At 69.8% G+C, this 14,510-nt stretch carries 12 protein-coding genes; 3 read left to right on the top strand and 9 right to left on the bottom strand.

Annotation, left to right across the window (positions count from 1 at the left end; all coding sequences use genetic code 11):
• The first annotated feature begins 261 nt into the window (after positions 1 to 261).
• The gene (locus AC5P09_RS49200; protein WP_493880192.1) at positions 262 to 687 is read left to right on the top strand and encodes a PAS domain S-box protein; all 426 of its coding nucleotides are present in this window, start codon (positions 262 to 264) and stop codon (positions 685 to 687) included.
• 64 nt (positions 688 to 751) lie between these two features.
• On the opposite strand, the gene frc is transcribed toward AC5P09_RS49200, so the two are convergent.
• A complete protein-coding gene (frc, locus tag AC5P09_RS49195; protein ID WP_493880191.1) occupies positions 752 to 2,008 on the bottom strand; it encodes a formyl-CoA transferase in 1,257 nt (418 codons plus the stop codon).
• A 60-nt stretch (positions 2,009 to 2,068) separates the two neighbouring features.
• Positions 2,069 to 3,817, bottom strand: a complete 1,749-nt coding sequence (gene oxc, locus AC5P09_RS49190) for an oxalyl-CoA decarboxylase (protein ID WP_493880190.1) — start codon at positions 3,815 to 3,817, stop codon at positions 2,069 to 2,071.
• 256 nt (positions 3,818 to 4,073) lie between these two features.
• Between oxc and AC5P09_RS49185 the strand changes: the two genes are divergently transcribed.
• Positions 4,074 to 5,657, top strand: a complete 1,584-nt coding sequence (locus tag AC5P09_RS49185) for a FadD7 family fatty acid--CoA ligase (protein ID WP_493880189.1) — start codon at positions 4,074 to 4,076, stop codon at positions 5,655 to 5,657.
• 9 nt (positions 5,658 to 5,666) lie between these two features.
• Here AC5P09_RS49185 and AC5P09_RS49180 read toward each other — a convergent pair whose 3' ends face one another.
• From AC5P09_RS49180 to AC5P09_RS49160, 5 genes are all read right to left on the bottom strand, one after another.
• A complete protein-coding gene (locus tag AC5P09_RS49180) occupies positions 5,667 to 6,605 on the bottom strand; it encodes a LysR family transcriptional regulator (RefSeq protein ID WP_493880188.1) in 939 nt (312 codons plus the stop codon).
• Between the two features lie 135 nt (positions 6,606 to 6,740).
• The gene (locus AC5P09_RS49175) at positions 6,741 to 6,953 is read right to left on the bottom strand and encodes a formate dehydrogenase subunit delta (RefSeq protein ID WP_493880187.1); all 213 of its coding nucleotides are present in this window, start codon (positions 6,951 to 6,953) and stop codon (positions 6,741 to 6,743) included.
• A 1-nt stretch (position 6,954) separates the two neighbouring features.
• On the bottom strand, positions 6,955 to 9,771 hold the full coding sequence (gene fdhF, locus AC5P09_RS49170) for a formate dehydrogenase subunit alpha (protein WP_493880186.1): 2,817 nt from the start codon (positions 9,769 to 9,771) through the stop codon (positions 6,955 to 6,957).
• Positions 9,768 to 11,369 (bottom strand): formate dehydrogenase beta subunit, encoded by a 1,602-nt coding sequence (locus AC5P09_RS49165; RefSeq protein ID WP_493880185.1) that lies wholly within the window; start codon positions 11,367 to 11,369, stop codon positions 9,768 to 9,770. Before AC5P09_RS49165 ends, fdhF begins: the two co-directional genes overlap by 4 nt.
• A complete protein-coding gene (locus tag AC5P09_RS49160) occupies positions 11,366 to 11,845 on the bottom strand; it encodes a formate dehydrogenase subunit gamma (protein ID WP_493880184.1) in 480 nt (159 codons plus the stop codon). The genes AC5P09_RS49165 and AC5P09_RS49160 overlap by 4 nt, the downstream gene beginning before the upstream one ends.
• Before the next feature lie 228 nt (positions 11,846 to 12,073).
• On the opposite strand from AC5P09_RS49160, the gene AC5P09_RS49155 reads away from it, so the two are divergent.
• Positions 12,074 to 12,763, top strand: coding sequence for a GntR family transcriptional regulator (locus AC5P09_RS49155; protein ID WP_493880183.1), 690 nt, complete (start codon positions 12,074 to 12,076; stop codon positions 12,761 to 12,763).
• 20 nt (positions 12,764 to 12,783) lie between these two features.
• Here AC5P09_RS49155 and AC5P09_RS49150 read toward each other — a convergent pair whose 3' ends face one another.
• Together AC5P09_RS49150 and AC5P09_RS49145 are read right to left on the bottom strand one after the other, a co-directional pair.
• Positions 12,784 to 13,620, bottom strand: a complete 837-nt coding sequence (locus AC5P09_RS49150; RefSeq protein WP_493880182.1) for an acyl-CoA dehydrogenase family protein — start codon at positions 13,618 to 13,620, stop codon at positions 12,784 to 12,786.
• A gap of 125 nt (positions 13,621 to 13,745) precedes the next feature.
• The gene (locus tag AC5P09_RS49145; RefSeq protein WP_493880181.1) at positions 13,746 to 14,297 is read right to left on the bottom strand and encodes a beta-class carbonic anhydrase; all 552 of its coding nucleotides are present in this window, start codon (positions 14,295 to 14,297) and stop codon (positions 13,746 to 13,748) included.
• Between the last annotated feature and the right edge of the window lie 213 nt (positions 14,298 to 14,510).

The raw sequence follows: 14,510 nt of genomic DNA, 5'->3' as shown, positions 1-14,510 counted from the left end.
GGGGGACTTGAACCCCCACGCCCGATAAAGGGCACTAGCACCTCAAGCTAGCGCGTCTGCCATTCCGCCACCCGGACCAGGTGTCTGCCGCCTGGCCGGGGTGCTCCCCGAGGCGACACGCACAACAATACCAAGGTTTCGGAGTGGCTTTCACCTGCGTTTTCCGTCGCCCGGACGGCCGCACGAGGAGAGGGCCTGACGTATTCTGTATACGATTAATCTGTATACTGTCGTCACCAATGACTCCTGCTCGGAGGCGACATGGAAGATCTGGATTCCGCGGTGGTGCTGGGCCTGGCGGCCCAGGCGCCCGACGGCATAGTGATCATTGACGGCGAAGGACTGATCCGCTACTGGAACCGGGGTGCGGAACGCATCTTCGGGTTCGCGGCAGACGACGTGGACGGCCGCAGTCTGGACGTCATCATCCCCGAGAAGCACCGCAAGCGTCACTGGGACGGCTTCCAGGAGGCCATGGACCGGGGGTACAGCAAGTACGGGGAGGCGGACTTGCTGAACGTCCCCGCGCTGGCCGCGGACGGCCGCAAGCTGTCCATCGAGTTCAGCGTGGTGCTACTGCCGGCCCCCGACGGCAGCACGTATGTCGGGGCGGTCATCCGGGACGTCACCGCGCGGCGCGAGCGGGAGCGGGAGCTGATGCGGCGGCGGGCCGAGGCGACGCTCTGAGCCTCGCCGACGTCATGCGGAAGCGGCCGTGGCCCGAAGGCCACGGCCGCTTCCGCATGACGGGTCAGACGATGACGCCGCTCTCCTTCAGCCGGCCGATGGTCTCCTCGTCGTAGCCCAGTTCGACCAGGACCTCGGAGCTGTGCTCGCCCAGCAGCGGGGCACCGACGACCTCGGGCTTGAAGGAGGAGAACTTCACCGGGCTGCCGACGGTCAGGTACGTCCCACGGCCCTTCTGCTCGACCTCGACGACCGTGCCGCTCTTGCGCAGGTCCTCGTCGTAGGCGATCTCCTTCATGCTCATCACCGGGGCACAGGGCACCTCCCACTCACGCAGGATGTTGACCGCCTCGTACTTGGTCTTGTCCGCGAGCCACTTCTCGATCTCCTCGAAGATCTCGAAGATGTGCGACTGACGGGCGCGCGCGGTGGCGTACGCCGGGTCCTCGGCCCACTCGGGGTGACCGATCGCCTCGGCGGTGCGCTTCCAGTTCTGCTCCTGGACGGTGAAGTAGATGTACGCGTTCGGGTCGGTCTCCCAGCCCTTGCACTTGAGGACCCAGCCGGGCTGGCCGCCGCCGCCCGCGTTGCCGCCGCGCGGCACCACGTCGGTGAACTCACCGTTGGGGTACTGCGGGTACTCCTCCAGGTGGCCGACCCGCTCCAGGCGCTGCTGGTCGCGCAGCTTGACGCGGCAGAGGTTGAGTACGGCGTCCTGCATGGAGACGGACACCTTCTGGCCCTTGCCGGTCCTGTTCCGGTCGATGATCGCGGTGAGGATGCCGATCGCCAGGTGCATACCGGTGTTGGTGTCACCGAGGGCGGCGCCGGAGATGGTCGGCGGGCCGTCCCAGAAGCCGGTGGTGGAGGCGGCGCCGCCCGCGCACTGGGCGACGTTCTCGTAGACCTTGAGGTCGTTCCAGGACGACTGGTCGTTGAAGCCCTTGACCGAGCCGAAGATCAGGCGCGGGTTGAGCTCCTGTATGCGCTCCCAGGGGAAGCCCATGCGGTCCATTGCGCCCGGGCCGAAGTTCTCCACCAGGACGTCGGCTTCCCTGATGAGCTTTTCCAGGACCTCCTTGCCCTCGGGGGTCTTGGTGTTGATGGCGAGGGAGCGCTTGTTGCTGTTGAGCATCGTGAAGTACAGCGCGTCGAGGTCCTCGATGTCCCGCAGCTGCTTGCGGGTGACGTCGCCGCCGTTGGGGCGCTCCACCTTCAGGACGTCGGCGCCGAACCAGGCGAGCATCTGCGTGCAGGCGGGACCGGCCTGGACCCCGGTGAAGTCGATCACCTTGATTCCGGCGAGCGGCTTTTCACTCATGTCTGCTTCCTTTTCGTGAACGTACGCGTACGGGGCGGGAGTTCGAGGTGAGGAGAAGGGTCACTTCTTCGCCGGCGTGATGTTGCCGACGGTGATGCCCTTGGGGTTGAGGTGCGAGATGTGGCCGCTCTCGGTGCCGGCCGAGGGGTCGATCACGCAGTCGATGAGCGCCGGGCCGCCCGAGGCCAGGGCCTCGGTGAGGGCGGCGGTGACCTCGGCAGGGGTGGTGGCGCGGTAGCCCTTGCCGCCGAACGCCTCGATCAGCAGGTCGTGGCGGGCCGCCGACATGAGCGTCGTGGGCGCGGGGGCGTCGTCGTAGGGGTTGGTGTCGTCGCCGCGGTACACACCGCCGTTGTTCATGATCACGGTGATGACGGGCAGGTTGTAGCGGCAGATCGTCTCGATCTCGATGCCGCTGAACCCGAAGGCGCTGTCTCCCTCGATGGCGACGACCGGGGCGCCGCTCTCGACGGCGGCGGCGATGGCGTAGCCCATGCCGATGCCCATGACGCCCCAGGTGCCGCTGTCGAGACGGTGACGGGGGACGTGCATGTCGATGACGTTGCGCGCGATGTCCAGGGCGTTGGCGCCCTCGTTGACGATGTACGTCTCCGGGTGCTGGTGCACGACGTCGCGTACGGCCTTCAGGGCGCCCATGAACTGCATGGGGTGCGGGTCGGCCTCCAGCCGCTTGGCCATCTTGGCGACGTTCTGCGCCGAGCGCTCCCCGAGCTCGTCCCGCCAGGCCGAAGGGGCCTGGATCTGGCCGGGCTTGGTGCGTTCGGCGAGCGCGTCGAGCACCGACTCGATGTCACCGACGAGCGGTGCGGAGATCGGCTGGTTGCTGTCCATCTCCTTGGGGTCGATGTCGATCTGGATGAACTTGGCATCGGGGTTCCACCCCGTCTGGCCATGGTTGAGCAACCAGTTGAGGCGGGCGCCGACGAGCATCACCACGTCGGCCTTCTTCAGCGCCATGGAACGGGCGGTGGCCGCCGACTGCGGGTGGTTGTCGGGCAGCAGGCCCTTCGCCATCGACATCGGTACGTACGGGATGCCGGTGGACTCGATGAACTCCCGTACCTTGGCGTCAGCTTGGGCATACGCGGCACCCTTGCCGAGCACCACCAGCGGGCGCTGGGCGGAGGCCAGGAGCTCGATCGCCCGATCCACGGCCTCCGGCGCGGGCAGCTGGCGCGGGGCGGGGTCGACGAGGCGGCTCAGCGTCTTGTCGCCCTCCGCCTTGGGCATGATGGCGCCGAGCACCGCGGCGGGGATGTCGAGGTAGACACCGCCGGGGCGCCCGGAGATCGCGGTGCGCAGGGCGCGGGCGATGCCGCGGCCGATGTCCTCGACGCGGCTGACCCGGTAGGCGGCCTTCACGAAGGGCTGCGCGGCGGCGAGTTGGTCCATCTCCTCGTAGTCGCCCTGCTTGAGGTCGACGAGGTGGCGCTCGCTGGAGCCGGAGATCTGGACCATGGGGAAGCAGTTGGTGGTCGCGTTCGCCAGCGCGACCAGACCGTTGAGGAAGCCCGGTGCCGACACCGTCAGGGCCACGCCCGGCTTCTTGTTGAGGTAGCCGGCGATGGCCGCCGCGTGCCCGGCGTTGCTCTCGTGCCGGAAGCCGATGTAGCGGATGCCCTGCGCCTGGGCGAGGCGGGCCAGGTCGGTGATCGGGATGCCGACCACCCCGTAGATGGTGTCGACGTCGTTCATTTTGAGCGCGTCGACGACCAGGTGGTACCCGTCGGTGAGCTCGGTCGGAACGTCGGCTGCTGCCGCGGTCTCCATTGTCGAGGGGGCGGTCATGGTCCGAGGTCCTCCTTGGGCAGGTCCTGCCGGAGCGGCTACTCCTCTCACCATCCGCAGGGCGCCCGTCCGCGTCCAAGACCCATCGGCGACCAGCCGATAAACAGCATCTATCGAGGGCTGGTGGAGGCCTCGCCAACTCCCTTGATAGACGGCCGCTATCGGCCGTTCACCAGTACGTATTGGACGCGCGCGGCAGGCCGCCGCAGGCTCGCAGAGGACTGCTTCATCGAACCTGGCGCGAGGGGGTGGGGTCATGGCCGTTCCGGCCGCGGCATCCGTGCGCGATGCGAACCGGTACCGGCCTCCGAGCGTCACGGGTCTCGTCGATCTCATCGACCGGCAGGTGCGTGAACGCCCGTACGCCCGGGCGCTGGTCGTCACCGGGGACCGTGTGCACCTGTCCTACCGGGGCCTCAGCGGCCTGGTCGACGACATGGCCGAACGGCTCGGCGACACCGGGCTGCGCCGCGGTGAGGCGATCGGTCTGGTCGCCGCCAACACCGCCGAGTTCGTGGTGGCGTTGCTCGGCGCGGCGCGGGCCGGTCTGGTGGTCGCCCCGCTGGATCCGGCGCTGCCCTGGTCCGAACTCGCGACGCGGAGCGAGGCGTTGGGAGCGCGGGCGGTTCTTCTGGGAGCGCCGGACGCGGCAGGGATCCCGTTCCCCGTTCCGGTGTGGCCGCTGCGGGTGGACGTCTCCCGGGCCGGGACAGCGGCGGTCGAACTCGCACCCGGTCCGCCCGTCGCGCCCCATGTCGGCGGGGCGGCCGATGAGTTGACGGAGAGCGACGCGCTCGTCCTGTTCACCGCCGGCACCAGCGACCGGCCGAAGATGGTCCCATTCACCCAGGCCAACGTGGCCGCGTCCATCCACTCCCTCTGCGCCACCTACGAGTTGGGGCCCGATGACGCGACGGTCGCGGTGATGCCGTTCTTCCACGGCCACGGACTGTTCGCGGCGCTGCTGGCGTCCCTGGCCAGCGGAGGCTGCGTCCTGCTGCCCGAGCGGGGACGGTTCTCGGCGGGCACGTTCTGGGACGACGTGCGTGCCGCGGCCGCCACCTGGTTCACCGCGGCTCCGGCCATCCACGAGATCCTCCTGGACCGGTCGGAGCGGGAGTACCCCGGCCCGCAGGCACCGCCCCTGAAGTTCGTCCGCAGCAGCAGCGCTCCCCTCAACCCGGCGACGCAGCGGGCGCTGGAACGCACGCTGGGCGTGCCTCTGCTGTCCGCGTACGGGATGACCGAGTCCTCGCACCAGGCGGCCAGCGAACCGCTGCCCGGGCGGGGGCTGCTGAAGCACGGGGCGGTGGGGCGGCCGACCGGGGTAGAGGTCCGGGTCGTCGACCGGAGCGGGCGGACATGCCCGGCGGGCGTCGAGGGCGAGGTGTGGGTGCACGGTCCCACCGTCGCCCGGGGCTATCTCGGCGACCGGGAGGGGACGTCGTACACCTTCGTCGACGGGTGGCTGCGCAGCGGTGATCTGGGAACGCTGGACGCGGACGGGTATCTGTCGCTGACCGGGCGGATCAAGAACCTGATCAACCGCGGCGGCGAGAAGATCTCACCGGAGCATGTCGAGGACATCCTCGCCGGCTGTCCGGGGGTCGCGGAGGTGGCCGTGTTCGCCGTACCGGACGCGGTGTACGGGCAGCGGGTGGGCGCCGCCGTGGTGGCGCGCGCGGGCGAGAGCGTCGGGCGCGAGGAGATCCTGCGGTACGGCCGTGACCGGCTGGCCGCGTTCGAGGTGCCCGACCGGATCGAGCTGGTCGCCGCTCTGCCGTACACCGCCAAGGGGGCCCTGGACCGGAAGGCCGTCCAGTCCCGGTACGCGCCGTGACGGGGGCGTTCAGGGGGTGAGCACGCGGTGCTCGGCCGGGAGTGGCCGGGCGAAGAAGTCGTCCAGGGACAGGCCCGTCGCCGCGTTGACGAACGCCCGGGCGGCGACCGAGCCGGGGGTGGCGGCGTGGATCGCCACCGAGACCTGGGCGCCGGCCTCCGGCTCCACCAGGGGCAGCGCCCTGGTACGGCCGATCACCGGCATCGCGCGCAGCCACGTGTGCGGCACGATGCTCGCCCACCCGCCGCCGCCGACATGCGCGTAGAGGGAGGCGATCGAGTCCGTCTCCACCTGGGGGGTCACCACGAACCCCTTCTCCGCGAACACGGTGTCGACGATCTGGCGGATCCGCATGTCGGGGGTCAGTAGCGCGAGCGGCAGCTGGGCCGCGTCCGCCCAGGTCACGGTGGCGGACTGGGCCACCGGCTGGTCCTCCGACACCAGCAGCGTGTACCGCTCCTGGTACAGGGGCACGACCTGCAGGCCCTCCTGGTCGCCCGGGTCGAAGTGGGCGATGGCCACATCCAGTTCGTAGTCGCGCAGCTGGCGGTGGAGTTCCTTCGTGGACAGCCGGGAGCGGACCTGCACCTTGGCGAGCGGGTGCGCCGCGCAGAACGCGGCCACGGGAAGCGCCAGGGTCGTGGACGCCGTGGGGTCCGTGCCGAGCCGCAGCGTCCCGGTGATGCCGGACTGCACGGCGGCCACCTCCGCCTTGAAGGCGTCCTGTTCGGCGAGGATCCGCTTGGCCCACACGACGAGCCGTTCGCCCTCCGGGGTGAGGCCCTGGTAGTTGTGCCCGCGGTTGATGAGCGTGACGTTCAGCTCCCGCTCCAGTTTGGCGATCGCCGCCGAGAGCGCCGGCTGGGAGACGTAGCAGGACTCCGCCGCGCGGGCGAAGTGCCGTTCCCTCGCCACTGCCACGAAGTACTCCAGCTGCCGGAACAGCATGAACGACTCCTCCCTGTCCGGGGCCGCACCAACCTGTTCCATACTGTATGCAGTATGGCGTGATGTATAGAGGTGGCGACCGGGTTGGTCTCCCGCATGCCCGGATCGCCACCCCTGGCATCGCCGGGGCGCGGGTCAGCGCAGGAGCTTCACCGCTGCCACCACCAGCGGGTCCGGCCCGTCCACCCCTGCGTCCACGAACTGGTGGAGCCTGGCGCGCATCCGCGGGTCCCAGAACCTGTCGATGTGTCCGGCGATCGCCACGGCGGCCTCCTCCCCCGGCAGGTGTCCGAGGTTCCTCGCGATGTCGTTCGCCATCCTGACTTCCGACGGCACGGTCGCTGTCATCTCAGTCCACCACCGTCACGAGGTCGTTCCCGGTGACGTCCGTGTCGCTGTGCCGGGCGGGGCGCGCGAGCGCGACCTGTACGGCGGTCACCTTGTACTCCGGGCAGTTGGTCGCCCAGTCGGAGTTCTCCGTGGTCACCACGTTGGCGCCGGTGACGGGATGGTGGAACGTGGTGTACACGACCCCGGTCGGCATACGGTCGGAGATCTCCGCGCGCAGGGTCGTCTGCCCGACGCGGCTGGCCAGGGTGACCATGTCGCCGTCGTTGATGCCGCGGACCTCGGCGTCGTGCGGGTGCAGTTCCAGCACGTCCTCCGGATGCCAGGCCACGTTGCCGGTACGGCGGGTCTGCGCGCCGACGTTGTACTGGCTGAGGATGCGGCCCGTGGTGAGGACCAGCGGGAAGCGCCGGGTGCTGCGCTCGGCCGTGGGCACGTAGGCGGTGACCACGAACTTGCCCTTGCCTCGGACGAATTCGTCCACGTGCATGATGGGCGTGCCCTCTGGAGCCTGCTCGTTGCACGGCCACTGGACGCTGCCCAGCTTGTCCAGCAGCTCGAAGGAGACGCCGGTGAACGTCGGTGTGACCAAGGCGATCTCGTCCATGATCCGGCTCGGATGCTCGTACGCCATCGGGTAGCCCATGGCGGTGGCGATCTCGCTGACGATCTGCCACTCGTGCTTGCCCGTCTTCGGCTTCATCACCGCGCGCACCCGGTTGATCCGGCGTTCGGCGTTGGTGAAGGTGCCGTCCTTCTCCAGGAAGGACGCCCCGGGCAGGAAGACGTGCGCGAACTTGGCGGTCTCGTTGAGGAACAGGTCCTGGACCACGACGAGTTCCATGGCTTCGAGCGCGGCGGTGACGTGCTGGAGGTTGGGGTCGGACTGGGCGATGTCCTCGCCGTGCACGAAGAGGCCCTTGAAGGTGCCGTCGATCGCGGCGTCGAACATGTTCGGGATGCGAAGTCCCGGCTCGGCCAGGAGAGTTCCGCCCCAGAGGTTCTCGAAGACAGTGCGGACGGCGTCGTCGGAGACGTGCCGGTAGCCGGGCAGCTCGTGCGGGAAGGAGCCCATGTCGCAGGAACCCTGCACGTTGTTCTGGCCGCGCAACGGGTTCACGCCGACGCCGTCCCGGCCGATGTTGCCGCAGGCCATCGCGAGGTTGGCCATCCCCATGACCATCGTCGAGCCCTGGCTGTGCTCGGTGACGCCGAGGCCGTAGTAGATGGCGCCGTTGGGCGCCTCGGCGTACAGCCGAGCAGCAGAACGGAGTTCCTCCGCCGGTACGCCGGTGATCTCCTCGACCGCTTCCGGGCTGTTCTCCGGGCGGGCGATGAACTCGGCCCACTCGTCGAAGCCTTCGCACCGCTGGTCCACGAAGGACCGGTCGACGAGGCCCTCGGTGACGACCACGTGCGCCATGGCGTTGACGACGGCGACGTTGGTGCTGGGCCTGAGCTGGAGGTGGTGCTGGGCCTCGATGTGCGGCGAGCGCACCAGGTCGATACGGCGGGGGTCCACCACAATGAGCTTGGCGCCCTCGCGCAGCCGGCGCTTCATCCGGGACGCGAACACCGGGTGCCCGTCGGTGGGGTTGGCGCCGATGACCATGATGACGTCGGACTGCGCGACCGAGCGGAAGTCCTGCGTGCCGGCGGACTCGCCGAAGGTCTGCTTGAGTCCGTATCCCGTCGGGGAGTGGCAGACCCGGGCGCAGGTGTCGACGTTGTTGTTGCCGAAGGCCGCGCGCACCATCTTCTGTACGACGTAGACCTCTTCGTTGGTGCAGCGCGAGGAGGTGATGGCACCGATCGCGCTGGAGCCGTACCCGTCCTGGATCTCGCGCATGCGGCGGGCGACCGTGCCGATCGCCTCGTCCCACCCGACCTCGCGCCAGGGGTCGGTGATCCGGTCGCGGACCATCGGCTTGAGCTGGCGGTCGGGGTGGGTGGCGTAGCCGAAGGCGAAGCGGCCCTTCACGCAGGAGTGTCCCTCGTTCGCGCCGCCGTCCTTGTGGGGCACCATGCGCACCAGCTCGTCGCCGCGCAGTTCGGCCTTGAAGGAGCAGCCCACACCGCAGTACGCGCAGGTCGTGACAACCGACCTGGTGGGCATGCCGAGTTCGACGACCGAGCGCTCCTGGAGCGTCGACGTCGGGCAGGCCTGGACGCAGGCCCCGCAGGAGACGCACTCGGAGTCCATGAAGGTCTCTCCGGCGCCCGGCGAGACCTTGGAGTCGAAGCCGCGGCCCTCGATGGTGAGCGCGAAGGTGCCCTGCACCTCGCCGCAGGCGCGTACGCAGCGGGAGCAGGCGATGCACTTGGAGGGGTCGAAGTCGAAGTAGGGGTTGGACGTGTCCTTCTCGGCGTCGAGGTGGTTCTCGCCCTCGTAGCCGTAGCGGACCTGCCTCAGCCCCACCACGCCGGCCATGTCCTGCAGTTCGCAGTCGCCGTTGGCCGGGCAGGTGAGGCAGTCGAGCGGGTGGTCGGAGATGTAGAGCTCCATGACTCCCTGGCGGAGCTTTGCCACCTTCGGCGTCTGGGTGCTCACCTTCATGCCGTCGGCGCACGGCGTGGTGCAGGACGCCGGGGTGCCGCGCCGGCCGTCGATCTCCACCACACACAGGCGGCAGGAGCCGAAGGCCTCCAGGCTGTCGGTGGCGCACAACTTGGGTATGTCGACACCGGCCTGTGCGGCGGCGCGCATCACGGAGGTGCCTTCCGGGACGGCGACCGGCATGCCGTCGATCTCCACCGACACCGTCGCCGGGCCGGGCCGCTCGGGGGTTCCGAAGTCGGGTTCCTTGAGCAGGCTCATGCCGTGCCTTCCGTCGCTCGTACGGGGTGGATCTCCAGCAGTGGACGACCGCCGAGGAAGTCGTCGGGGAAGTGAGCGAGGGCGCTGCGGACGGGCATCGGGGTCAGCCCGCCCATCGCGCACAACGAGCCTTCGGTCATCAGGTCGCACAGGTCTTCCAGCAGGGCCAGGTTCTCGTCCCGGTGCGTGCCGGCCACGATCTTGTCGATCACCTCGACGCCCCGCACCGAACCGACCCGGCAGGGTGTGCACTTGCCGCAGGACTCCTCGGCGCAGAACTCCATCGCGAAGCGGGCCTGGGCGGCCAGGTCGACGGTGTCGTCGAAGACGACGATGCCGCCGTGCCCGAGCATCGCACCGGCCTCGGCGAACGCCTCGTAGTCCATCGGCAGGTCGAACAGGGACGTCGGCAGATAGGCGCCGAGCGGGCCACCGACCTGCACCGTGCGGACCGGGCGTCCGGTGTGGGTCCCGCCGCCGTACTCCTCGACGAGTTCGCGCAGGGTGATGCCGAATGCGGTCTCCACGATGCCGCCGCGGGCGATGTTGCCGCCGAGCTGGAACACCTGGGTGCCGCGCGAGCGGCCGACGCCGAGGTCCTGGTAGGCCTTCGCGCCGTGGGCCAGGACCATGGGCACGGTGGTGAGGGTGAGGACGTTGTTCACCACGGTCGGTTTGCCGAACAGGCCCTCGATCGCGGGGATCGGTGGTTTCGCGCGTACCATGCCCCTCTTGCCCTCCAGGCTCTCCAGCATGGAGGTCTCCTCGCCGCAGATGTACGCGCCGGCGCCGACGCGGACGTGCAGGTCGAAGTCGAGCGAGGAGCCGAGGACGCCCTTGCCGAGCCAGCCGTGCTCGCGGGCGATGCCGATCGCCCGGCGCATCGTGGCCACGGCGTCGGGGTATTCGGAGCGGATGTATAGGTAGCCCTCGCTTGCGCCGACCGCGTGCGCGGCGATGGTCATGCCTTCGATGAGCAGGAACGGGTCGCCCTCCATGACCATGCGGTCGGCGAAGGTGCCGCTGTCTCCCTCGTCGGCGTTGCAGCAGACGAACTTCAGCTCGTCGGCGCAGTCGAGCACCGTCTTCCACTTGATGCCGGCCGGGAATCCGGCGCCGCCTCGGCCGCGCAGTCCGGAGGCGGTGACCTCGGAGACGACGTCGGCGGGGGCCAGCTCCAACGCGGCCCGCAGCCCGGCGAGGCCGCCGTGCTCGACGTAGTCCTTCGTCGACAGGGGGTCGGTGACCCCGACCCTGGCGAAGGTGACGCGGTTCTGGCGGGCGAGCCACGGCAGTTCGTCCACGATGCCGAGCCGCAGCGGATGGTCCGCCCCGTCGAGCATGCCGGCGGCGAGCAGTCCCACCACGTCCTCGGGGGTCACCGGGCCGTAGCCGACGCGCCCCCGCGGGGTCACGACCTCGACGAGCGGCTCCAGCCAGAGCATGCCGCGCGATCCGTTGCGTACGACGTCGATGACGAAGTCGCCGCGGGCGGCGGCCTCTTGGAGCGCCTGGGCGACCTCGTCCGCGCCGACGGACCTGGCCGCCGAGTCGCGGGGGACGTAGACCGTGGCCGCGGATTGCGAGGAGGTGTTCATGAGGAGACCGTCCCGTTGAGGATCGAGCCCAGTCGGGAGGGGCCGACTCGTCCGTACAGCCGGCCGTTCGCCTCCACCGCCGGGCCGAGGGCGCAGTTGCCGAGACAGAAGACCTGCTCGACGGTGACCGAGCCGTCGGCCGTCGTCTCCCCCAGGGTCAGTCCGGACTCACGGGCGTGGCGCACCAGGCTGTCGGCGCCCAGGGCCTGGCAGGCCTCGGCGCGGCAGATGCGCACGGTGGTGCGTCCCGCGGGCTCGCGGCGGAAGTCGTGGTAGAAGGTCACCACCCCGTGGACGTCCGCCCGGGAGAGGTTGAGCTCCTCGGCGAGCACCGGAATCGCCTCCTGCGGCACATGGCCCAACTCGTCCTGCACGGCGTGCAGTACGGGCAGCAGCGCGCCGCGCTGGTCCCGGTGACGGGCCACCACCCCCCGGACCACGCTCTCGACCGACACATCGCTCCCGCTGGTCGCCATGATCGCTTCGCCTTCCGTCACACGGGTCCCCGGCGAGGATTGCAGGAGACCGAGAATACCCCATACAGGCTTCTGTATACAGAACTCAATCGCAGCGATCGCGGGAGCGCCAGAGGTACGCTTGGTTGCATACAAAAACCTGTATGCTCGGTAGTCGTCGGCACCTCCTCGACCGCACCCACTTGGCAAGCCGCCGCCCTGCGGGCCCGGCGGCAGAACGGGACAACCATGCGCGAGGCACTCACGGCCGCGGCATCCCGGCGCGTCACCCGCCCGGCACCGCTGCGTCAGGCCGTGTACGACGCCCTGATCGAACTGATCATCAGCGGCTCCCTCAAGCCCGGCCGGCACCTGGTCGAGGCTGAACTCGCCGAACACCTCGGCGTCAGCCGACAGCCGGTCCGCGAGGCCCTCCAACGACTGCAGACCGCAGGCTGGGTCGACCTGCGGCCCGCACAGGGCGCCTTCGTCCACTCCCCCACCGAGGAGGAGGCCGCCCAACTCCTCGGCGTCCGCGCGGTGCTGGAGACCTACTCGGCCCAACTCGCCGCGCAGAACGCCAAGCCCGAGGACGTCGAACACCTCTGGGAGCTCCAGCAGGACGGCGTCGACGCGCTCGCCGAGGGCGACGTCGAACGCCTGGTCACGGCCAACACCGCCCTGCACGACTTCATCACCTCCGTGGCCGGCAACGCCGTCCTGGCCGAACTGATCGGCCAGGTGGGCCAGAAGGTGCGCTGGTACTACACGCCCATCGCCAAGCCCCGCGGCAAGGAGGCCTGGAACGAGCACAGCCGGCTCATCACGGCCATCGCCAAGGGCGACGCGGACCGGGCGGGCGAGATCATGCGCAGGCACACCGAGCGCACGACCGACTTCTACCGCCGACAGCTCCCCGCCGGGACGAGTCAGGACTGACATCTCCGGCGGGGCGCGGTTCAGGACGAGGCGAGCGACTCGGCGGGGCGGCGAGCGACCCCGTGGGACATGTCGACGACCGGGGGACGCAGGACCCCGGCACCGGCGGCGGCCCGCAGTTCGAGCAGCCACGGCAGCACTCTGCGCAGCACGGTGTCGAGCCCGCCGCCGTCCCCGCCGAGCATCGCGTCGGCGGGAACCAGGACCGGGTCGGCGAACACCGTGGACGTCGCGCTGCCGCGCGGTCCGGCACCCCCGGCCCGGGCCGGGACGAACAGGTCCGGGGCGTGCGCCGGAACCAGCCAGAGGCTCATCCCGTCCGACACGGCGAGCGGCCGCGAGGACCAGACGTAACTGTCGGCCTCGCCCGCCGCGACCACCTGGTGCTTACGGGCCCGCAGCGCGACCACATCGCCGGTGCGGGCGGCGACGGAGCGGGGCACGAGGAGCTGGGCCTCCAGCTCCTGTCCGCCGACGCCGCGCGCCGACTCCGCCCCCTCGACGTCCCCCTCCGCCGTCTCCGCGAGGGCGAGGCTGCTGAGGTGCCGCCCGGCGGCGATCTCGCCGCGCACCCAGGGGCTGCCGTGCGACTCGATGACGGCGACCGCCGTGTAGTGGGACTGGAGCACAGCCGCCGTCGCCGGGCAGACGCGCGCGGTCCGGGCCACCACCTCCACGGCTTCCGGCAGCCCCCCTCCACCACCACCGAACTCGGCGGAGACGGTGAGCCCCAGCAACCCGGCGCGACCGAGGGCCGTCACGGAACCGCGGGGAAACCTGGCCTCGCCGCCGGTCACGTCGGCGGAGGGTTCGATGACACTGGTCAGGACTTCTGAGAGAGCGGTGCGGTACGACACGGGGTGACCCCCTCGGGAGCGACTACTGGTCGATGATTGCATACAGTATTCTGCATTCACTACCAGTGTGCCAGGGGTGAGTCCGGACAACTTTCGAAAATCCGCAACGACAGCCCGAGGGGAGTTCAGGACTGCGGGTCGATCTCCCGCAGCAGCCCGGTGGTCAGGTCGAAGACGAAGCCCCGTACGTCGTCGGTGTGCGGCAGGAACGGCGAGGTGCGCACCCGCTGCATCGACTGCCGTACGTCCTGGTCGACGTCCCGGAACGCCTCCACCGCCCAGGCGGGACGCTGGCCGACCTCCAATTCCAGCTCGTGCCGGAAGTCCTCGGTCAGGGTCTGCAGTCCGCAGCCGGTGTGGTGGATGAGGATGACGCTACGGGTGCCGAGCGCGCGCTGACTGATCGTCAGGGAGCGGATCGTGTCGTCGGTGACCACACCGCCGGCGTTACGGACCGTGTGACAGTCGCCGAGTTTCAGGCCCAGTGCGGCGTGCAGGTCGATACGGGCGTCCATGCAAGCCACGACGGCCACCCGCAGGACCGGCCGGGCTCCCATGCCCGGGTCGACGAATCCGGCGGCATAAGCGCGGTTGGCTTCCACGAGCCGGTCGATGACCGTACCGGCGTCGGGGGCACTGCGGGCGGGCTGGGCGATACGGGGTGCTGATGTCGACATGCTGGGCTACCTCACTCGGTCTGGTTCGGACGGGAACCGTCCCGGGCGCGCGGGTCCGCAGCTCGCCCGGGACGGAGTGGAAGCGGTGTCGGTCAGATCACTCCCTGCGCCTTCAAGAGCGGCAACTCCTCTTTACCGAGGCCGAGTTCGCCGACGAGGATTTCTTCGGTGTGCTGGCCGAGGAGGGGTGGGGTGGTGATGTCGGCGGGGGAG

The sequence above is a fragment of the Streptomyces sp. a15 genome, assembly GCF_059026085.1.
The sequence above is the reverse complement of the archived record's forward strand: the minus strand, read 5'-3'. Positions and strand labels throughout refer to the sequence as shown.

What these genes read in the sequence shown, in the direction of transcription:
- AC5P09_RS49155 (WP_493880183.1), top strand. Translation starts at nt 12,074, where the DNA reads ATGCGCGAGGCACTCACGGCCGCGGCATCCCGGCGCGTCACCCGCCCG.
- AC5P09_RS49180 (WP_493880188.1), bottom strand. Translation starts at nt 6,605, where the DNA reads ATGCTGTTCCGGCAGCTGGAGTACTTCGTGGCAGTGGCGAGGGAACGG.
- AC5P09_RS49145 (WP_493880181.1), bottom strand. Translation starts at nt 14,297, where the DNA reads ATGTCGACATCAGCACCCCGTATCGCCCAGCCCGCCCGCAGTGCCCCC.
- frc (WP_493880191.1), bottom strand. Translation starts at nt 2,008, where the DNA reads ATGAGTGAAAAGCCGCTCGCCGGAATCAAGGTGATCGACTTCACCGGG.
- AC5P09_RS49175 (WP_493880187.1), bottom strand. Translation starts at nt 6,953, where the DNA reads ATGACAGCGACCGTGCCGTCGGAAGTCAGGATGGCGAACGACATCGCG.
- AC5P09_RS49185 (WP_493880189.1), top strand. Translation starts at nt 4,074, where the DNA reads ATGGCCGTTCCGGCCGCGGCATCCGTGCGCGATGCGAACCGGTACCGG.
- oxc (WP_493880190.1), bottom strand. Translation starts at nt 3,817, where the DNA reads ATGACCGCCCCCTCGACAATGGAGACCGCGGCAGCAGCCGACGTTCCG.
- AC5P09_RS49160 (WP_493880184.1), bottom strand. Translation starts at nt 11,845, where the DNA reads ATGGCGACCAGCGGGAGCGATGTGTCGGTCGAGAGCGTGGTCCGGGGG.
- AC5P09_RS49165 (WP_493880185.1), bottom strand. Translation starts at nt 11,369, where the DNA reads ATGAACACCTCCTCGCAATCCGCGGCCACGGTCTACGTCCCCCGCGAC.
- fdhF (WP_493880186.1), bottom strand. Translation starts at nt 9,771, where the DNA reads ATGAGCCTGCTCAAGGAACCCGACTTCGGAACCCCCGAGCGGCCCGGC.
- AC5P09_RS49200 (WP_493880192.1), top strand. Translation starts at nt 262, where the DNA reads ATGGAAGATCTGGATTCCGCGGTGGTGCTGGGCCTGGCGGCCCAGGCG.